The organism is Streptomyces sp. NPDC088252, assembly GCF_044740965.1.
Classification (GTDB): Bacteria; Actinomycetota; Actinomycetes; order Streptomycetales; family Streptomycetaceae; genus Streptomyces.
Genome location: NZ_JBIURS010000046.1, coordinates 16,735 through 36,225, shown reverse-complemented (window position 1 = coordinate 36,225; position 19,491 = coordinate 16,735). Strand labels below are relative to the sequence as shown.

Annotated in this window: 16 protein-coding genes and 1 pseudogene; 4 read left to right on the top strand and 13 right to left on the bottom strand. The window is 69.6% G+C overall.

What is annotated here, in order from left to right:
- The first annotated feature begins 335 nt into the window (after positions 1–335).
- Both ACIOHC_RS42195 and ACIOHC_RS42190 read left to right on the top strand, forming a co-directional pair.
- Positions 336–1,574 carry an IS256 family transposase gene (locus tag ACIOHC_RS42195; RefSeq protein ID WP_401846733.1) on the top strand — a complete coding sequence of 413 codons (1,239 nt, stop codon included), beginning with the start codon at positions 336–338 and terminating at the stop codon, positions 1,572–1,574.
- 270 nt (positions 1,575–1,844) lie between these two features.
- Positions 1,845–2,420 carry a hypothetical protein gene (locus ACIOHC_RS42190; protein ID WP_351084242.1) on the top strand — a complete coding sequence of 192 codons (576 nt, stop codon included), beginning with the start codon at positions 1,845–1,847 and terminating at the stop codon, positions 2,418–2,420.
- A 122-nt stretch (positions 2,421–2,542) separates the two neighbouring features.
- On the opposite strand, the gene ACIOHC_RS42185 is transcribed toward ACIOHC_RS42190, so the two are convergent.
- Positions 2,543–2,911: a hypothetical protein gene (locus tag ACIOHC_RS42185; protein WP_401846731.1), complete on the bottom strand. Its 369-nt coding sequence runs from the start codon at positions 2,909–2,911 to the stop codon at positions 2,543–2,545.
- A 141-nt stretch (positions 2,912–3,052) separates the two neighbouring features.
- On the opposite strand from ACIOHC_RS42185, the gene ACIOHC_RS42180 reads away from it, so the two are divergent.
- Positions 3,053–3,568: an RDD family protein gene (locus ACIOHC_RS42180; RefSeq protein WP_351084246.1), complete on the top strand. Its 516-nt coding sequence runs from the start codon at positions 3,053–3,055 to the stop codon at positions 3,566–3,568.
- A gap of 120 nt (positions 3,569–3,688) precedes the next feature.
- On the opposite strand, the gene ACIOHC_RS42175 is transcribed toward ACIOHC_RS42180, so the two are convergent.
- Complete coding sequence (locus ACIOHC_RS42175) at positions 3,689–4,759, bottom strand: hypothetical protein (RefSeq protein ID WP_401846728.1); 1,071 nt, start codon at positions 4,757–4,759, stop codon at positions 3,689–3,691.
- Between the two features lie 331 nt (positions 4,760–5,090).
- On the bottom strand, positions 5,091–6,377 hold the full coding sequence (locus tag ACIOHC_RS42170; protein ID WP_365693833.1) for a vanadium-dependent haloperoxidase: 1,287 nt from the start codon (positions 6,375–6,377) through the stop codon (positions 5,091–5,093).
- Positions 6,378–6,827: 450 nt separating this feature from the next.
- On the opposite strand from ACIOHC_RS42170, the pseudogene ACIOHC_RS42165 reads away from it, so the two are divergent.
- Positions 6,828–7,367: pseudogene (locus tag ACIOHC_RS42165) on the top strand (helix-turn-helix transcriptional regulator); the annotation flags it as partial.
- 30 nt (positions 7,368–7,397) lie between these two features.
- Here the strand turns inward: ACIOHC_RS42165 and ACIOHC_RS42160 are convergent.
- From ACIOHC_RS42160 to ACIOHC_RS42115, 10 genes are read right to left on the bottom strand one after another with little or no spacing between them, the layout of a single operon-like run.
- Positions 7,398–8,294 (bottom strand): ABC transporter ATP-binding protein, encoded by an 897-nt coding sequence (locus ACIOHC_RS42160; protein ID WP_365693831.1) that lies wholly within the window; start codon positions 8,292–8,294, stop codon positions 7,398–7,400.
- Positions 8,291–9,256, bottom strand: coding sequence for a FecCD family ABC transporter permease (locus ACIOHC_RS42155; protein WP_401846726.1), 966 nt, complete (start codon positions 9,254–9,256; stop codon positions 8,291–8,293). The genes ACIOHC_RS42160 and ACIOHC_RS42155 overlap by 4 nt, the downstream gene beginning before the upstream one ends.
- Positions 9,257–9,312: 56 nt before the next feature.
- Positions 9,313–10,353, bottom strand: a complete 1,041-nt coding sequence (locus ACIOHC_RS42150) for an ABC transporter substrate-binding protein (protein WP_365693829.1) — start codon at positions 10,351–10,353, stop codon at positions 9,313–9,315.
- An 8-nt stretch (positions 10,354–10,361) separates the two neighbouring features.
- On the bottom strand, positions 10,362–14,762 hold the full coding sequence (locus ACIOHC_RS42145) for an amino acid adenylation domain-containing protein (protein WP_365693827.1): 4,401 nt from the start codon (positions 14,760–14,762) through the stop codon (positions 10,362–10,364).
- Positions 14,749–15,018 (bottom strand): phosphopantetheine-binding protein, encoded by a 270-nt coding sequence (locus ACIOHC_RS42140; RefSeq protein ID WP_365693825.1) that lies wholly within the window; start codon positions 15,016–15,018, stop codon positions 14,749–14,751. Before ACIOHC_RS42140 ends, ACIOHC_RS42145 begins: the two co-directional genes overlap by 14 nt.
- Before the next feature lie 47 nt (positions 15,019–15,065).
- A complete protein-coding gene (locus ACIOHC_RS42135) occupies positions 15,066–16,658 on the bottom strand; it encodes a long-chain-fatty-acid--CoA ligase (protein ID WP_365693823.1) in 1,593 nt (530 codons plus the stop codon).
- A gap of 45 nt (positions 16,659–16,703) precedes the next feature.
- Positions 16,704–17,237, bottom strand: a complete 534-nt coding sequence (locus tag ACIOHC_RS42130) for an FcoT family thioesterase (RefSeq protein ID WP_351084268.1) — start codon at positions 17,235–17,237, stop codon at positions 16,704–16,706.
- A complete protein-coding gene (locus ACIOHC_RS42125; RefSeq protein ID WP_365693821.1) occupies positions 17,234–18,124 on the bottom strand; it encodes a TauD/TfdA family dioxygenase in 891 nt (296 codons plus the stop codon). Before ACIOHC_RS42125 ends, ACIOHC_RS42130 begins: the two co-directional genes overlap by 4 nt.
- Positions 18,125–18,170: 46 nt before the next feature.
- Positions 18,171–18,407 (bottom strand): acyl carrier protein, encoded by a 237-nt coding sequence (locus ACIOHC_RS42120; protein WP_351084272.1) that lies wholly within the window; start codon positions 18,405–18,407, stop codon positions 18,171–18,173.
- Positions 18,404–19,465, bottom strand: coding sequence for a beta-ketoacyl-ACP synthase III (locus ACIOHC_RS42115; RefSeq protein ID WP_351084274.1), 1,062 nt, complete (start codon positions 19,463–19,465; stop codon positions 18,404–18,406). Before ACIOHC_RS42115 ends, ACIOHC_RS42120 begins: the two co-directional genes overlap by 4 nt.
- Positions 19,466–19,491: the final 26 nt, after the last annotated feature.

Here is a 19,491-nt window from a genome sequence, read left to right as displayed (position 1 = left end):
ACCCCCCAGGCCATCCGTTCGACAGGGGGACACAGTCATACCGGGCCCGGAGGCCGGCGGTCCCGTTGCAGGACCGCGAAAAAGATAACGGGGGCAAACCGCTCGTGCTGCGGAACGTCCCTCCGCTCAGATCGCGTCGTTCCATAGGCCTAGAGAGACTTTGCCATGAGCTTCGGCGACCCGAACAACCCCTACGCCCAGGAGCAATGCTCAGGACCTGTGGATCGGTCTTGGGAGAGGTGCCTCGCGAAACGCGGAGGGCGTACCTTCCCGAGTGATCGATTGATGGTCACCGAGTAGACCTGCGTTGCACCGCGGGTTGGGAAGGCACGCCCGTGCTCAGCGTAGTCAACAACGATGGAACCACGGAGACCGGATCCGTCCGCGAGGGTGCCCGGCGGATGCTCGCCGCGGCCCTGGAGGCCGAAGTCAACCAGTACATAGCGGAGTCGGTTGGTGAGCGGGACGAGGTCGGCCGCCGTCTGGTGGTCCGCAACGGTCATCATCGTGAACGGACGGTGACCACCGCCGCCGGGCCGGTCGCGGTGATGGCGCCCCGCGTGAACGACAAGCGCGTCGACGTGGAGACCGGTGAGCGCAAGCGGTTCTCGTCGAAGATCCTCGCGCCGTGGTGCCGCAAGTCCCCGAAGATCAGCGAGGTCCTGCCCCTGCTCTACCTCCACGGACTGTCCTCCGGGGATTTCGTGCCCGCGATGGAGCAGTTCCTGGGTTCCTCGGCCGGCCTCTCGCCGGCGACGGTGACCCGGCTGACGAAGCAGTGGACCGACGACCACACTGCCTTCCAGGCCCGCGACCTGTCGGATTCCGACTACGTCTACGTGTGGGCCGACGGTGTCCACCCCAAGGTCCGCCTCGGCCAGGCCCATTCCTGCGTCCTGGTCCTAATGTGCGTGCGCCCCGACGGCCGCAAGGAACTCATTGCGCTGGCCGAGGGGCTGCGTGAATCGAGCGAATCGTGGGCGGATCTGCTGCGGGACTGCCGCCGACGCGGCATGCTTGATCCCGAACTCGTGGTCGGTGACGGCGCGATGGGCCTGTTGAGGGCGCTCGCAAAGGTATTTCCGCAGGCCAGGCACCAGAGGTGCTGGGTTCACAAGGTCCGCAATGTCATGAACGCGCTACCGCAGCCGGCTCAGCCCGGCGCGAAGAGGGCCCTGCAGGAGATCTACAACGCCGAGGGCCGCGACCACGCCGAGAAGGCGATCAAGGACTTCGAGCGCGCCTACGGAGCGAAGTGGCCGAAAGCGGCCAAGAAGGTCACCGCCGAGGCCGACGAGCTCCTCGCGTTCTACGACTTCCCCGCCGAGCACTGGGTGCACCTGCGCACGACAAATCCCATCGAGAGCACTTTCAGCACCGTGAAGCTGAGGACCAAAGTCACCCGCGGGGCTGGCAGCCCAGCCGCGGCCCTGGCGATGGTGTTCAAACTCGTCGAGTCCGCCCAGGCGCGCTGGCGCGCCATCACCGCACCCCACCTCGTCGCTCTCGTCCGCGCCGGATCCCGCTTCGAACGCGGACACCTCGTCGAACGCCCGGAAGGTCACGCGGCCTGACTGGAAGGAAGAGCGGAAGCCTCCCACCGAGGCCAAGGCCCTGGTCGGACCGGGTGGGGTGATCGCCTGGGAGGGGCGCGAGTGGACATGTCGAAGACGGCCCCTTCGGGCGCGCCTTGGGCACGGTGTCTCCTCGACGTGGCGCATACTCCAGTGCCGGTCTGGTTGATCACTGGCATATGCTGCCCGTGCCGGTATGCAAGGCAGACCGAGGGGGCGTTCATGAGTGATTCCTGGAGTGCCGGTTCGGAGACCAGGGGCGGGGACTGGGTGGGCGAGGAGGGAGGGACGCCGTTTCCAGAAAACGTGAGCGGTGCGCCTGACGGCGGGGCCGGGCTGTGGCGCATGCTGTCGTGCCTGGGGATCGTCGTACTCGTCCTGGCGGTGCTGGCTGGAGGGATCATCTGGCTGTTCCAGGATGAACTGTTCCACCCGTTCGGCGACGTCCGGGCATGCGAGGGAAGCGACGTACAGTTGCCAGGCGTGATCCACGCCGGGGGCGCGTCGATCCCCGCCGGCGCCTCCGACGTCCACTACTTCACCCGGAACGGCAGCGCTGAGGTCACCTTCGTGAGCGGCCAGATACCGGACTACCTTCACCGTGCCGGCATCCTCCCGGATGGCGAGCCCCTGTTCGATGAGAAGTACGGCACCAAAGCGGTCGCCGACGACGAGATCGAGCTCCCGGATGGTCTGTGCGGCTCTCCCCTGCGTGGCCCTGTCTGGATCTATCACTCCACAAGCGCCACCGGGTCCAGCGTCGACGTCATGGTCGAGCGCTCTCCCACGGTCAACGACTACTTCCGCTTCCCGGCCCGCGCCGTGGTCACCTACAACCTCCCCTGACGCGCACGGTGGAAAGTCTGACCAGTTCAGATGCCGTGTCCTCTATCGTTGTGGGTCGTCCCACCAGTCCCGCGATGCTCAGCATGAAAGACCGTGGTGGAACGCTGACGTCCTTGGACACATCACTTCGGCGTCTTGTCCTTGCAACTCTCCGAAGCTCTCACCACGCCGAAGACAACGGGGAAATCGGTGATCTGCTGGTTCGGGCCCGGCTGGGAGTTGCAGATCTTCCACTCAGCCGGGTCGTCCACCGGACGGTCCTGTCCGCTCGCGTCCTCGAAGGTCATGTCGAGTTCGGAACTCATCTGCTCGTATGCACGCCCGGCGTTGCCGCCGATGACATCCGGCATGGTGGCGGTGACCGGCCGCTCGGGGTCTTCCGAGCGACGCGTACTCCTACAGCATGCCCGCCGGCAGGGCCCGGACCTCGCTCTGACGTCCTTGCCGTCAACCAGAGAGCCCAGGCCCTCTACCAGCGACTGGGCCTGCACGAGGTCACCTGGCACGGCGAGAAGATCAGGGTGTCCCCCAAGCCGTCTCAGCCCGGCCCGATCCACAGATCTTGACAATGACTCTACGACCAGCAGCCTTCGCAAGGCCAGTCCAGATATCCGCATCAGGCGCCGCAAGGCGTGCCCCCGCAGTACGGCTACCCACAGTACGCGCAGGATCCGTACGGGGCGTACCCGTCGGCCGGAATGCCCGGCCTGCAGGGGGCAGGGCTGCCACCGCTGGCCCATTGGGGACAACGCGTCGGGGCGTTCCTTGTCGATGCGCTCATCATCGCGGGTCCGCTGTACGCACTAGGGTTCGTCGATCTCGCCAAGAGCGACGATCCGGCGAACGCCGGCCCTGGGCCCTTCTTCGTGATCGGCCTTATCTACGCCCTCAGCATGGGCATCTTCCAGCTCTACAAGGAGGGCGCGACCGGTCAGACGACTGGCAAGAAGGTCCTTGGCATCAGCCTGCGCCAGGAAGCCGACGGCAGCACGCTCGGCTTCGGCATGGCATTCGTGCGCAAGCTCGCGCATTTCCTGGACAGCCTTGCGTGCTACCTCGGCTGGCTCTGGCCGCTGTGGGACAGCAAGAAGCAAGCCTTCGCCGACAAGGTGTGCAGCACGGTCGTCACCAAGATCGATAGGGGCTGAGCCGCCGACCGAAGTTTCTCCGCCGTGGGCGGGAGCGCGGTGAACACGCGGTGCTGCCGAGCACGGACCACCCACACATCTCCCTCGGCTACTTCTACGGCGCCACCAGCTTTGACCCGCTCAACGGCATGCTGCACACCTCACCGGCGCGCCAAAAACGTGACTGCACACGGCCCGCAGCTCGGCGCGCTCGGCGCCGTGGACCGTTCCGTTCTCCGCTGCCTTCCAGGCGGTCTCGACGGTGGAGTCGGCGTGCGCGGCTACGGCCGACAGCCGGGTGGCGGCGCGCGCGTACGTCTCCTGGACAGGCCCGATGTGGGCGAGGGTTGCCGCCGCGTGCCGTGGGGTGGCGGCCGTGGCCGGTTCCCGGAAGGCGGCCAGGGCGTGCGCGGCCGTGGCCTGGACGACGGCGGCGATACAGGCGGCCATCAGCCCGTACAGGGAGAAGCGGTAGAGCGGTTCATCGAACGCGGCGGGCTCGGTGAGGCGGACGGTGTGGTCGCGGGGGGGGACGAGGGTGTCGCAGGTGACCGAGCAAGAGGCGCCGCCCCGGAGCCCGACGGCGTCCCAGTCCTGAAGGACGTGGACGTTGTCCTGCGCCACCCACCACCAGCGGGTGGCGTGGTCCTCGGGGTCAGGCGCGGCCAGGACGGCGAGGGTCATGTGCGGGGCGGAGGTGACCGGCCGCCAGGTTCCCCGCAACCGCACGTGCTCCTGGGCCGGTTCGGCCGTCCCGGCGGGGATGGAGGACTGGTTGAGCGCGTGCTCGCCGTCCTTGATGCGCCACTGCAGGCGCTGCACGGGCGGGGCGTCCGCCTCTTGGAGCGCCAGTTCACCGAGCTCGTGCAGCTCTGCGTACGCGCCCTGCAGTTGCTCTTCATGGTGTGCCGACCGGACTCTCAGTCGGCTGGCCCGCTCTTCCCACCAGCGCACCCGCGACTCGCGGTCGAGCGCGGTCTTTCCCTCGATCCAGGCGCGGAGCTCGGCCTGGTCGACGTCACCGGGAAGTCCTGTGCCGACAGGCCCCTCGGGTTCCGGCATGTCGATGGGGATGTGCGCCAGCAGCACCGCGGGGGTCATGTCGAGTGCATAGGCGATCGCTACGAGGTCGTCGACGGTCACGGGGCGCTCGCATCGCTCCATCTCCGCAATGGCGTCGGCCGGGATCGGGTGGCCGAGCACAAGGAGCACGTAGGCCAGCTCATCGCAAGTCAGCTCGGGGACTGTAAATCGTTCGGCTCTGTTCCGTAGTCGGTGGTGACGGTGCGTTCTCCCTATTGCAGGAGGACGCGGTGACGGAGGAGGTCGAATCCTGCTCGGCCGTGCATCTGCCCCACCTGGCACTGCTTCCTCTGGGCTCTCATGTCCCAGTCTCCAGGTGTCCACGATCAAGGGGAAGGTTCAGCGCACATGAAAGCCCGTGGTTAGCACAATGTTCGGGCCAGCTGTACCCGATACGCTGGGTACAGCTGGCTCTTGGCCACAGCCATACGGCGCGTTGACGCTGCACGGGTGCGGGCAGTCAGATGTGTTGCGCCACGAAACCGGCGACCTGCGTGCCGAGTTGCTGGCCTGCCCTGTTGTCGATGGCGGTGTGCTGGCCGGACCATATCCGGCTGAGCCACGCTTCGGTGGCGGCGCGTTGGAAGCTGGCGAAGGTTCGGGTGACGCCCTTCGACGTCACCACGAGGTGGTGCTGCGCACCGTAGAACCTGGTGAGGGTCGTTGCCGCCGCCTGGCTGAGAGCGCCATGGGCGGCGGGGTAGGACGGATCCGGGGCGGTCGGTAGCAGGGGGGTCCAGTTGAGGTCGCCAACGATGCGCGGGTTGTAGTGCGTACCACCGAGCCGGAGGGCGGTCACGGGCCGCCATACGCGGTAGGTGTACTTGGCGTCGTACATCGCGATCGCGGTGTCGGCGAGGGACAGGTTGAGCTGGGCGAAGACTTTCACCGCCTTCTCCAGGCTTGCGTGCTGGGAGGTGACGAGGCCCTGCGCGATCTGATTCCAGACGTTCCAGACGGGCGCTGCCGCCCAGAACTTCCCGGCTGCGGTCTGATCGGGAGTGCGGGTGGTACTGGTCTTTCTCCCCAGGCTCTTGACCTCATTCAAGGCTGTGGCGTATTCGGCGGTGCTGACGGCCGGCGGCGGCGGCGGGCGGAACTGGCTTCCTTTGGCAAGCACGAACGGCTTGACCGAGCCCCAGTTGGTGAACACCGGTGTGGGGAAGGCGGGCGGTGTGGGCCGGTAGCCGCCGGCCACGTTGCGGGGACTGAACGGCGGCGGCTTGGTCGAGGACCCATCATGGGATCGCAGGCTGATCAGCCTGCGGGCGACCTCGGCTCCCACGCGAATGCCCGCCTGCTTGCCGGGGCCGTTGGGAATCGCGGACAACTGGCTGCTCAGCCGTCGCTCCACGCTTGCGCGCTTGGCCGGGTACAGGGCCACCAGCACATCGTGGGCTGCTTGGTCCGCTGCGGCGTCTGCACGGGCGCCTCGCGGCGCCGATACCGAGAACAAGTAGGCAGGGCCGGTCCGGGTGACCGATACCACCGCGTCGTACTCGGCAGCCTGAAGGAGCGCGAAGCTGCGCGTGGGGTGGATGGTGGGCGGTTGGGCCTTCGGATCGCTCAGGACGGTGATGAGCTCACGGTTCCACTCCACGACCGACATCCCAGAGGGCCCGGCGGCGGCGCGCAGGGTTGGGGAATGAGCAGGTGTCGTGGCGGTGGGCCCGAGGGCCAGGCCAGTGAGTCCGGCTGTCAGCGCACTTCCGGTCAGTGCAGCCAGTATCTTGTGCTTTCCGTCCATATGCTGTGGCTCCCTGTGGTGGGTGGTGGGTGGTGGGCTGGGGCAACCGGTGGTCATACACTTCGACCACGTGGGCCGCTTCGGGCCAGACCGTCAACGGGCACCACTGAGCGAGAGGGGAGTCCGCAGCGTGTGCCGCAAAGAAGTACTCCGGGCGCCTGATCCGGAGTCCGACTGGGACATAAAGCCAGTTCCGTCTGCCTGAGTCCCGCGCTGGGGCGGTCGTTGGAGTATCGCAACGGAACTCACCGGGGTACCGGCCCTTGAGGCGCCACGCGTCCCCCGCACCCATGTTTCGAGGGGTCGACCGGGCGCGAGTGGTCCTGCAACCTGATCACCTCTTTGCTTCATCAAGGTCGCTTGCCAGATACAGCCTGCGGGTTCCCGAAGCACGCCGCAACTCCGGCCTGTGGTCATCTGACTACAGTCGGCTGCGCCGGTTGCTGGTCGGTGCCCGACCAGCCCCGTCTTTCGCTGGGCGAGTTCCTCCGCACCCGCCGCTCCCTCCTGCACCTCGAAGACGTTGCCCTGCCGGACTTCGGCGGCCGGCACCGGGTCACAGGCCTGCGCCGCGAGGAGATCGCGCAACTCGCCGGAGTGAGCGTCGACTACTACACCCGGATGGAACGGGGCCGCGTGCCTAACCCCTCGGGCGCGGAACTCGACGCCCTCGCCCGCGCACTGCGGCTGGACGGGGATGCCACCCGGCACCTGCATCGCCTCGCCCGACCGCAGTCCGCCGCCCGGCACGTTCCCCGGGGCCAGACCCGACCGCAACACGTGCGCCCTATGTTCCAGCGGTTGCTGGACGATCTAGTGGACATGCCGGCGGTGGTGATGGGCCGACGCATGGACATACTGGCCTGGAATACGGCAGTGGTCGCCCTCTTCGGCGACGACGCGGCCCTGGACCGCGCTGAGCGCAACATCGCCCGAATCACCTTCCTCGACAAGACGTCCCGGGAACTGTATGTACGAGCAAGAGCGTTTGAAGCGCAAGTACCACGGGCTCTCGTCCGGTCACCGTGCCCCACGAGCCCGTCGAGAGGCCACTGCCGAAGTACTGGCTCTGCCGTAAAGACCGCTTCGTTGATCAAGCCGACCACGTCCGGAATCTGCATGCTCCGGAAGCGAATTCGCAGCCTGCACGACCGGCTGCGCCGCGTACGCGATCCGGACGATGCCGTCCTCGTGCCGGGTGGTGGTGGCTTCGACTCCGAAGACCTCGCGCATCACGTCGGGGGTGAGGACGTCGAGTACGGGGCCAGCGGCGACTGCTGTGCCGTGGTCGAGGACGACGATCAGGTCGCAGAGGCGGGCGGCGAGGTCGAGGTCGTGGAGGACGGCGAGGGTGCTGACGCCGGTGGAGCGGATGAGGTCGAGGAGTACGAAGCGGGCGCGGATGTCGAGGTGGTTGGTCAGTTCGTCCAGGACCAGCAGACGCGGTTGCTGGGCCAGGGCGCGGGCAAGGAGGACGCGTTGGCGTTCGCCTCCGGAGAGGGAGGCGTACTCACGTGTGACGAAGGGGCGGATGCCGCAGCGGTCGATGGCGTCAGCGACGGCGAGGCGGTCGTCAGGGCCTTCGCGGCCGACCAGTCCGTGGTGGGGCGTGCGGCCCAGCTCGACGATCTCCTTCACTGACAGTCCCCCGGTGCTACCCGCCGGGTCCTGGAGTACGGCGGCGGTACGACGGGCGGCGGTGCGGGGGGCGAGGCGCCAGACGTCGTCCTCCCCGACTTTCACGATGCCCTTGGTGGGGCGCAGCGAACGGTAGACGGTGCGGAGCAGGGTGGATTTGCCGCTGCCGTTGGGGCCGACGAGTCCGACGACGGTTCCGGGCAGGACTTCCAGGTCGACTCCTTGGAGGACGGGTGTGCCTTCCAGTTCGACGTGGACCTGGTCGACGGTGAGCTTCATACGGTGTCCAAGCCCTTGTTGCGGCGCAGCAGCCAGACGAAGAACGGGGCGCCGAGCAGGGCGGTGAGGATGCCGAGCGGCAGTTCGTTCGGGCGGATGAGGGTGCGGGAGAGGAGGTCGACGAGGACGAGGTAGACGGCTCCGAGCAGGGCGGTGAGCGGGAGGAGCCGCCGGTGGTCGGCGCCGACGGTGAGGCGTACGAGGTGGGGGATCATCAGGCCGACGAATCCGATGCCGCCGGCCACCGCGATGACTGAGCCGGTGAGCAGGGCGGTGATGACCAGCAGGACGGCGCGCAGGCGGTTGACGTCGACGCCGAGCGCGGTGGCGGATTCGTCACCCGCCAGGACGGCGTTGAGCTGCCGTCCGAAGAGGCCGAGCAGGGCGGTGCAGGTCAGGACGATCGTCGCGACGACGGGCAGTTGGTTCCATTGGGCTCCGGCGACGCTGCCAAGCATCCAGAACATGACCGTGCGCAGTTCGGTGGGGGTGGCCCAGAGCTGGACGAAACTGGTGGCGGAGAGCAGGACGTAGCCGACCGCGACGCCCGCGAGGACGAGGCGGGTGGGGGCCAGGCGTCCTCGGCGGCGGCCCAGGGCGAAGACCGCCGCCCCGGTGGCGAGGGCGCCGAGGAAGGCCGCTCCCGCCACTCCTACGCCTCCGATGCCGATTCCGCCGAGGGTGATGACCAGGACCGCGCCGAAGGAGGCCCCGTAGGAGAAGCCGAGTACGGTCGGGTCGGCCAGCGGGTTGGCGACGAGAGTCTGGAGGACAGCGCCGGCCACCGCCAGCCCGGCGCCCGCCAGGGCCGCGAGCAGGACGCGGGGCGTGCGGAAGTTCCACACGATCTGGTCCAGGGCCGGGTCGTCGGTGGCCCCGTGCCCGGTGAGGTGGTGGGCCACGATGTTCCAGACTTCGGCGACCGGTATGGTCACCGCGCCGATGCTGATCGCCGTGATCATGGCGGCGATCAGCGCGGCAAGCAGGACGGCGACGCCCAGGGAGAGCCGGAGCCCGGTCAGAGAGCGTCCGGGTGGAGCGTCTTGGCGATCTTCTCCACGGCCACGTCGTTGCTGGGGCCGAGGTAGATCGAGTCGGACAGCACCACGTACGCGTCGTTCTTCGCGGCCGTCCACTGGGGGAACTCCTTGAGCAGCTTCTTGGCGTACGCCGTCGGGTCGGGGTCGTTGTAGCTGATGACGACGAGGGCGTCGACGTCGGCGGCGGCGACCTTCTCCTTGCTGAGGTCGGCGAAGGAGCCCTTGGCGGCGTTCTCGAAGGCGTTGGTGCCGCCCGCGTTGGAGAGGATGTCGTTGTAGATGCCCTTGGCGACGACGGAGCTGAAGTCGTTGCCGCCCATGCTCATGTTGGAGAAGAGGACCATGACCTTGGGCTTCTTCTCGCCCTTGACCTTCTTGGCGACCTCGGCGATCCGCTTGTCGGACTCGGCGATCAGCTTCTCGGCTCGGTCGCTGACACCGAAGATCTTGCCCATGTCGCGCAGCAGGGTCCGGCTGTCCTCCATGGTCATCTTGGAGGTCTCCTGGTCGCAGCCCTGCGGCGAGATGTAGCTGTTGGCGCCGACCTGCTTGAGTTGGTCGCGGGTGGCGAAGCCGTTCTTGGCGTCGAAGCCGTAGGCGGTGGTGGACAGGACGAGGTCGGGGCGCTGGGCGAGCATCGCCTCGCGCGGGATGTCGAAGGCGTCGTTGAGCTTGATGTCCCCCTTCGGCAGAGCCTTGATCTCGTCGGCTCGCCCCGGGACTTCGGACAGGCCGTAGGTCTGCTGGTTGACGACGATGCGGTCCTTGAGCCCGAGGGCGACCAGCGTGGAGACCTCGGCGACCGAGGCGCCGTTCATGACGACCACTCGGCTGGGGGCCTTGGTGAAGGTCTGCTTCACCCCGCAGTTCTCCAGCGTGACCGGGTAGCCGTCGGCCGAGGAGGAGGCGGCGGGCTTCTCGGCCGCCGCGGTCTTCCCGTCCGACGAGTCCCCGCATCCGACGGTCGCGAGGCCGACGACGGCTATCACTCCGAGGGCGGCGATCCGCTTGGTGGACATGTGTGCTCCTAGTTCGAGGCCGGCCCATGGCCGGGGTTCGTAGCAAGAGTCGGACGGGGCTCGGGGCCAGTTCCCGGCTCCTGCGACCTGTGGGAAGTCGGGGGCGGGAGCTCGCCCTGGGCCACGCAGTGGTCCAGCTGCCGGAAGAAGGCCGCCCGGTCGATCGCCGGGTGGGCGGGCTGGCAGGGGCTGTCCGCCGCCGCCAGGCTCGCGCCTACGTGATCCGCCCGAACGGTCGCCAGGGCGAGGTCTCCGTCCGTTCCGGCCGAGGGCTCGGGCAGGGAGCCGAAGAACGCCAGGACCGCGGAGGCGTCCTCGGTGTCCTGGGGTATCCGCTCCCGCCAGGTGTCCAGGGGCAGGGTTTCGACCGCGTAGCCGTACGCGCGCAACCACTCGTGCAGTTCCGCCTGGCGCACCGGGGTTCCCGCGTGGTGGTGGACCACCGCGGCGTGGTGGTGGGTGCCGGGACCCGTCGCCACGATTTCGGCGGCGACCCGGTCGGCCGGGGTCCAGGACTCTTCCGTGAAGAGGTCGGGGACAAGGCGCGCGGGGATTCCGGCGCGCAGGACGGTCCACAGGAAGTCCTGGCGGTTGACCCTGCCCGTGCCGATCGGTCCGACGACGCGGCCGAGCCGGTGGACGGTGACGGGGAGACCGCGCTCGGCGGCCTGTTCCAGGAGGCGTTCGGAGGCCCACTTGGTCTGCTGGTATCCGTAGCGCAGCCCTTCGTGGGCGGGGAGGAACGATTCCGTGAACTCCGCGCTCAGGGATCGGGGCGGTCCGACCGAGAAGGTGGAGACGTAGTGCAGCGGGATGCGGCGGGGGGCCGCCAGCCGCAGCAGGTCATGGGTGGAGTCGGTGTTGGCCGGGCGGAGCGCGGCGTAGTCGCGGAGGACGCTGACGGCCGCGCCGTTGTGGAGGATGGTGTCGACGGTGGACCCGAGCGTGTTCCACCGTTCCTCGCCCAGGCCCAGACGGGGGCGGGAGAGGTCGGCCGGGAGCGCGGTCACGCGGTGGTGCTGGTCCGGGGGCAGCGTCGGGCCGGCCGTCTCCAGCGCGGAGTGGACGCGTTCCAGGGCGGCTTCGGGGCTCTGGGCCCGTACGGCGCAGATCACCTCGGCGTCCGTCGCTCGCAGGAGCTGGGCGAGGAGATGGGTGCCCACGAAGCCCGTGGCCCCGGTGAGCAGGATTCTTCGGGGCGGCCACGGGGCCTTCTCCGCTCCCGGACGGACCGTCGGATCCAGTGTGGTGTCGGCGGTCAAGGAAGGCGGCAGTGCGGAGCCGGTTGGGAAGTGAGGGGAGAAGGCGGTGCCGTTGTTGAGGAACGCGGCGAGCGCGGCGGGGGCGGCGTGCTGGAAGAGCCAGGCTACCTTCACCTCCCTGCCCAGCTCCGCCGCCAGGCGGTTGGCTGCCTGGATGGCCTGGAGGGACTGGGCCCCGCGGTCGAAGACGTCGTCGTGCTCGCTGAGGTCGTCGCAGGCCAGGACCTGCCGCCAGACGCCGGTCACCGCCTGGGTCAGCGTCCGGTCCTCAGCAGCCTCATCAGGGCCGCCCTGCTGGGCGGGAAGCCGGGCGAGGAGGGCCCCCCGGTCGGTCTTGCCGGAGGCTGTACGGGGCAGGCGGGGCAGGAAGGCGAGCGAGGTGGGGATCATCGGCGCGGGCAGCCGGGCCTTGAGGTGGTCGCGTACGGCCGACAGCGAGGGCGTGGCGTCAGCGGGGACGAGGTGGGCCGTGAGCCTGCGGGTGCCGTCGGGCAACACCTGGCCGATCACGGCGGCGTCGCTGATGCCGGGGTGGGAGAGCAGGGCGCTCTCCACCTCCGCCGGCTGGATGCGGTGGCCGCTGATCTTGAACTCGTCGTCCGCGCGGCCGAGGTAGCGCAGGAGCCCGTCCGCCCCGAGCTCCACGAGGTCGCCGGTGCGGTAGGCGCGGGGCGAGCCGGGCAGGCGGTCCAGCCGGACGAACCGCTCGGCGCTCTCCTCGGGCAGGTGGCGGTAGCCGTGGGCGAGCGCGGGACCCAGGAGGTACAGCTCGCCGTCGATCAGAGCGACCCGGCTGCCGGGCAGGGGGCGGCCGACCGGGGTGTCGTCGGTGGCAAGGGCGGGGTCGTGGAGGTCGGCGGCAGTGGCGACCACCGTTCCCTCGGTCGGCCCGTAAGTGTTGACCAGGCGTACGTGCGTGCCGACGGCCTTGCGCCAGCGGGTAGTTCGCTCGGGCAGGGCCGCCTCACCGCCGATGATCACGGTGTGCACCGTGCCCGGCAGAGTGCCCGCCTTGGTGGACAGCGCGTAGGCCAGCTCGTGCCAGTACGCGGTGGGCAGGTCGAGGACGGTGACGGCCAGGCGCTCGCATGCGGTGAGGAAGTGCGGCACCGAGTCCGTCATGTCCGGCTCACGGATCACCAGGGTGGCGCCGGAGCACAGCGTCAGGAAGATCTCCTCGATGCTGGTGTCGAAGTGGAGGGGCGCGAACTGCAGGACCCGGTCGGCGCGTCGGGGCCCGTAGCGGAGCCCAGCCCCGGCGACGAAGTGGGCCAGTGCGCCGTGCTCGACCTCGACGCCCTTGGGCTGCCCGGTGGAGCCGGAGGTGTGGAGCACGTAAGCGAGGTCGTCGGGGCCGAGGGCGGAAAGTTGGGGCTCGGCGGGCTCGGCGTCCGGCGGGGTGTCGAGCAGCAGGATCTCGCGGTCCGGGAAGAGGTGGGCGTACCGCTGCATCGTGACGACGAGGGCCGGCGCGGCAGAGGTGAGCAGCGCGGCGATCCGGTCCGCCGGAGCGCTCGGGTCGAGGGGGCAGTACACGGCCCCGGCGGCCAGGATGCCGAGCAGGACCGTGACGGCGTCGATGCCCCGGGGCAGGGCCACGGCCACCAGGTCACCGCGGTCCACCCCGTGTCCGGCAAGCCGCCGAGCGGTGCGGCGGGCCTCGCCGAAGAGGCCGGCGTACGTGATGCACCTCTCGCCCTCCTCAACGGCCACCGCGCGGCCCCGGCGGGCCACGTGGTCGGCGATGAGCGACAGCACGGGGCGCGGTGGCGCAGGAAGCGGGTCTCCTTCGAGCACGGGGACGGAGAGTGCAAGCCCGTGTGTCGGCGGGGACGGGGCGAGCGCGGAGAGCGGGTGTTCCGGCACCGCGACGGCTGCCGTCAACAGCTCGAACAGGGCACGGCGGTGGCCCGCGACCTCGGCGGGGGTGTAGAGGTCGGGGTTGGCGTCCACGGCGAAGCGCAGTGTGGTGCCTTCGGAGCGGTCGTACACGTTGAAAGCGAGGTCGTCGACGGGGCCGGCCGAAACGTTGTGGACGGTGCTGCGGTGTCCGGCGAAGCGCAGGTCGTAAGCGAACGGCATGATGTTGACGCCGGGTCCGGAGAGGCGTCGGCCGCCGCCGACGAGCCGTAGGTCGCGGCGGATCTGCTCGTAGCGGTAGCGCTGGTGCGGCAGGGCGGCGCGCACCTCGTGGGAAACGGCGGCGACCAGGGTGCGCAGGCTGTCGTCCGGGCCGACGGGAGCCCGCAGCGGCAGGACGTTGCGGACCACGGCGGGCACGCGCAGGGACACCGAGCCGAAGCGGCCCATCGCGGGCACGCTGAGCACGATCTCCGGTGCCCCGGTGGCGCGGTGGAGGTGGGCGGCAGTGACCGCGAGCAGGATCTCCGACCAGGACACCTTCAGGGCCCGGGCGGTGGCCCGCAGCGCCGCCGTGGTCCCCGCGTCGAGATCGGCCGTGTCCCGGAGGAAGGAGGCGGCCGGGAGCGCGGAGCGGCCGGCGGGGGTGGCGACGTGGGGCCGGTCGGCGTAGCGGCGGTGCCAGTGGTCCCGGTCGCGGGCGAACTGCTCGGACGTACGGTAGGCGGCCTCCTCCTCGCGTACGGAGGCGAGCGTGCCGAAGCCACTCGGGCCCGGCTCCCTGTCGGCCACGAGGGCGGTGTAGAGGTCGGCGACGCGGCGGGCGACCAGGGAGAGGCCGAAGCCGTCCAGCGCGATGTGGTGGACGCGGTGGTACCAGAGGTGCCGGTCGGGAGCCAGGCGGAACAGGGCGTGGCCGAACAGCGGGCCGTGGGTCAGGTCGGCGGGGCAGGCGATGTCCTCGTCCATCCAGGCCAGCGCCGCAGCGTGGGGATCGGGTGCCTCGGAGAGGTCGGCGGTGTGGAGGTGCCACTCGGGGGTGGCTGTGTCGACCTGCCAGGGGCGGCCCTCCTCGTCCGCCATGAAGACGCAGTGCAGGGCCTCGGTCTCCTCGACCGCCCGGCGCAGAGCGGCTTCGAAGTGGTCCACGTCGACGGGGCCCTCGATCACCACGTACTCGGCGGTGTTGTAGGCGGGGCTGGAGGTGTCGAGCTGGTGCCCGGTCCAGATCCCCTCCTGGGCGCCGAGCAACGGGTGGTGTCGCGGGATGTGTTCAGGCGTCGCCATGGCGTCCTGCCTCCTGTCGTTCTTGCTGCCGTTCGTCCAGCAGCTGCCACCAGTGCTGGAAGGAGTGCAGACCGGCCAGGTCCATGAAGGAGACGTCGATGCCGGACTCCTGCCAGCGCTCGGTGAGCGTGACGAGGCGCAGGGAGTCGAGCCCCGCGCCGACGGGGTTGTCGTCCAGGTCGACCTCTTCGGGCTCCTGGTAGAGCAGTTCGGCGAGATCGGCGCGGAACTGCTGGAGGGTGAGGGCTGCGGGCATGGTGATCCTTCCTCTGTGCGCGGTGTGCGATTCCCGGTGGGCGGAGGTCAGTTGACCTTGCGGTCGGAGCCGTCCCAGAACCGGTCGCGCAGTTCGCGGCGGAGGATCTTCCCGCTGGGGTTACGGGGGACGTGGTCGATGAACTCGTACTTCGCGGGCAGCTTGAACGCGGCCAGCCGGGGCGTGAGGAAGGTGTGCAGGTCACGGGCGCGCAGGGGCTCGCCGCCCCGGTCTGCGGGGACGACGAAGGCGTGGACGTACTCGCCCCACCGCTCGTCCGGCGCGCCGACGACCACGGCCTCCGCGACCCCGGGATGGTACTCCAGGACGTTCTCGATCTCCGCCGGGTAGACGTTCTCCCCGGCCACGAGGATGGCGTCCTTGATCCGGTCGCGGACAAAGACATAGCCGTCCTCGTCGACGTAGCCGGCGTCCCCGGTGCATATCCAGCCGTCGACGAGGGTCTCGGCGGTCTTGTCGGGGAGGTTCCAGTACTCCACCATGTGCGCCGGTGTGGCTAGGCAGACCTCGCCGACGGCCCCGGGCGGCAGTACGGTGCCGTGGTCGTCGATCACCTGGACGCGCACGCCCGGGTATGGGCGGCCCGCGGCCTGCATGAGGGGCGATCCGGGTTCGTGGACGGCGGGAGGCAGGCACACGGCGGTGTTGCCGGTCTCTGTGAGCCCGTAGATCTGGGCGAACTCGCAGCGGAACACCGCCAGGCTCTGCTCCAGCAGCGTCTCGGAGATCGGCGATCCGCCGTAGACGATCTTGCGGAGGGTGGCGAAGTCGGCCGGGGTGACGCCGGGCCGGGTCAGCATCATCCGCAGCATCGCCGGGACCACGCAGGCGGTGGTGATGCCGAGTTGGTGGATCAGCTCGACCGCACGAGCGGCGTCGAAGGCGGGCATCGCCACGACGGTGGTTCCGGCGTTGAAGTTCTGCGTGGCCCACCAGAGTCCGCCGATGTGGAACCCGGGGATGCCGATCAGCGCTACGTCCCCGGCCCGCCAGTCGATCCAGTCGACGTCGGCCTCGGCCATGGCGTCCGCGACGGCGAAGAAGCTGCGGTGGGCCAAAACGACCCCCTTGGGCAGCCCGGTGGTACCGCTGGTGTAGAGCTGGGCCACCGGAGTGTCGCGGGTGGCCGCATACGCCTCGTCGGCTCCGGCGCCGGTGGCCTTCCAGGTGGCGTACCCCTCGGCCGTGTCGAGGCCGACGACGTGTTCGGCCGCCGCGGCGGGCATGCCGTCCACGACGGGCCGGAACTCCTCCTCGACAAAGAGGAGCCGGGTGCCGGAGTCCTCAAGGATGTGGCTCACTTCGGGTGTGGTGAGCCGCCAATTGACGGGGACGAGGACGGTGCCGGTCTTGGCGCAGGCGAAGAGGATCTCGTAGTAGCGCTCGGACTCCTTGCCGAGGTAGGCGACCCGGTCCCCTGGTTTGAGGCCGACCGCGCGCAGCGCCCGCGCGGTGCGGCTGCTCTCGCGGTGCAGATCCGCGTAGGTGAGGGTGGTGTCGCCGCAGATGACGGCTGGGGTGTCCGGCCGGTGTCCGGCGTGGAAGCGGGCGGTGTCGACGAGTGTGGTGAGCCCGTGGTGCAGCCGGGCGCCCGGTCGTGGGCTGTCGGGGGATGCCATGCGTGATGTCCGTCCGGTACCGGCCCGCGGTGGCGGGCGGGGAGGTCAGGTGATGTTGACGAAGGCGAGGGTGGCGTCACCGTCGCACCGGCCGCCCTGGGCGTCGCCGTAGCGGTAGGCGGTGGTGGCCATGAGGAGCGGCTTACCGCCCGGCGAGCGCCGTTCGACGGTGCGGAACGCCATCTCTCCGTGGAAGTCCCGCGCGTCGATGGGGCGTTGGAAGCGGGAGGCGAAGCGGGCGATGAGGATGTCGGGCAACTGGTGGCGCCAGAAGTCCTCCAGCGTCCAGCTCTCGAAGCCGGTCAGCAGCCCTTCCTTCACCGACTTGGCAACGAGGTAATACATCATCTGGTTGTAGGCGATGTTCACCTCCACCGCGTTCAGGTGGCCGGTGTCGTCGATGTAGCAGGACTCCGGGATCGCAAACGTCCCCCGCACCTGGGTGAGTCCGTCGGGCGGGGCGGACACCTCGGCGGTGAGCAGATAGCGGCAGTGGAGCTTGTACGGGGTGAGCACCCGGGGCAGCAGTTCCTCGTCCGTGGCGAAGGTCCGCAGCGGGGCGGGGCCGGTGACGGTCACGCGGGCTCCAGACCGGCGTGCAGCTTGCGCTCGTCGTGGACGGTGACGCGGAAGGAGACCGTCGGCTCCGGCGTGGTGGTGTGCCGGGCGCAGTGGATGAGGCTGCGGTTGTCCCAGACCAGCAGGTCGCCCTGCTCGAAGCTCTGGAGGTGGATGTTCTCGTGCGCGAAGTCGCGGTCGAGCTGCCCGGTCGCCTCGAAGAGCCGCTGGAGCAGCTCCTCGTCGAGCCGCTTGCCCTTCTCGTCCTCGATCGCGACGGTGAAGCCCTCGCTGAGGTAGAGCACCCGCTCACCGGTCATGGGGTGGGTGAAGACGGTGGGCTGACGGACGGCGGGCGTCTTCTCCTCAACCTCCTGGATGATCTCCGACAACGGCCGGTAGACATCGTGCGGGCGGACCTTGAAGTACTTGCGTACGGAGTGCAGGCAGCGCGTGCCCTCGATCCCGTCCTTGAGGCCCTGGGGCAGCCTCTCGTAGGCCGCGCCCATGTCGATGAAGTACGTGCCGCGGTTCTTGGCGGGTATGACCTGCGGGTAGATCAGGGTGATGCCGAACGGGTCGGGCATGAACTGGTAGTCGGCGTGCCAGAACTTGCCGGTCTTGGGGACGCCGATCTGCTTGCCGTTCTCGGGGACGTCGGAGGAGACGAACACCTCGGAGACCTCGGGGTGCTGGTACATCGGCTCGTAGTACGTCTCCGGGCGGCCCAGCCGACGGCCCAGCTCCAGGAACACCTGCGGGGAGAGGTCCTGCCCCTTGAGGACGGCGATCTTGCGGCGGTAGACGGTCTCCTTGAGGGCCGCGATGTCGCTCTCCGAGGCCGTGGTGTGGTCGAAGTCCTCGACGGAGGCCCCGATGGCGGTGGCGGTGTGGTCGGTGACGCGCACGATGGTGCTCCTCGTTACGTGGTGGTGGGGTGTGGGCCGGGCCGGGTCAGGCGGCCAGGCGGGCGTCGATCAGCTCCGCGGTCGCGCCGAGCGTGAGGTCGGGGACGAGTTCGCTGTCATCGACGGTGACGCCGAGGTGGCGTTCGATGTGGATGCTGATCTCGACCATCGTCAGCGAGTCGACGTCCAGGTCGGCGTAGGTCGCCTCGGGCCGGATGTGGTCGGCGGAGGCGTCGTGCAGGGTGGTGAGGATGGACACCAGTTGCTCGTAGGTGGCGGTCACGGGGCGGATTCCTCTTCTTGGTGGGCAGGTTCGGCGGCCGGTGGCAGGTCCGGCCAGGTGAGGAGGCAGGAGCCCCAGGTGAGGCCGCCTCCGAAGGCGGTGAGCAGCACGCGGCCGCCCGGTCGCAAGGCCCGGTTCGCGTGGTCGTGGGCGAGGGCCAGCGGGATGGAGGCAGCACCGGTGTTCCCGGCCGTCTCGACGTGGGTGGCGCAGCGGTCGGCGGGCAGGCCGAGGTCGGCGGCGACGGTGCGCAGGATGCGGAGGTTGGCCTGGTGGGGCACGAACCGGTCGACATCGTCCACGGTCAGGCCGGCCCGGTCCAGCACCGTGCGGGCCGATTCCGTCATCCTGCTCAGCGCGTGCCGGAAGACCTTCTTGCCGCGCATCGCGAAGTGGCGTTCGGCGTGCGAGGTGAGGGCGGGGTCGGCGGGGAGGCGGGAGCCCCCGGCCGCGACGGTGATCATGTCCTCCTGGTCGCCGTCGCTGCCGAGGTCGAAGGAGCCCAGGGCGCCGGCTTCGTCGGCGTGCCCGGCGCGCAGGACGACGGCCCCGGCTCCGTCCCCGAACACCACCGCGTTCTGTCGGTCGTCCGGGTCCACGATGCGGGAGTACACGTCGGCGCCTATGACCAGGACCCGGTCCGCCACCCCTGAAGTGACCAGGCCCGCTCCGGCGGTCAGGGCGTAGACGAACCCGGTGCACACCGCGCCGATGTCGAAGGCCGCTGCCCCGGAGAGCCCGAGCCGGGCGGCGACCAGCGGAGCCGTGGCGGGGCAGCTGCGATCCGGGGTGGTGGTGGCTACGACGACGGCGTCCGCTTCCGGCGTACCGGAGTTGGCGAGGGCCCGGCGGCCGGCGGCGACGGCCAGGTCGGAGGTCGCCTCGTGGGGAGCGGCGAGGTGCCGGGAACGGATGCCTGTCCGGGTCCGTATCCAGACGTCGTCGGTGTCGAGCCGGGCGGCCAGCTCATCGTTGCCGACCCGGCGCCGGGGCAGCCATCCGCCGAGGCCGCACAGGACGGCTGTCCGGTCGGTTCGCCCGGCGGACGTCGCGGACATGGTTCTCCTGGTGAGTGCTGGGGGCG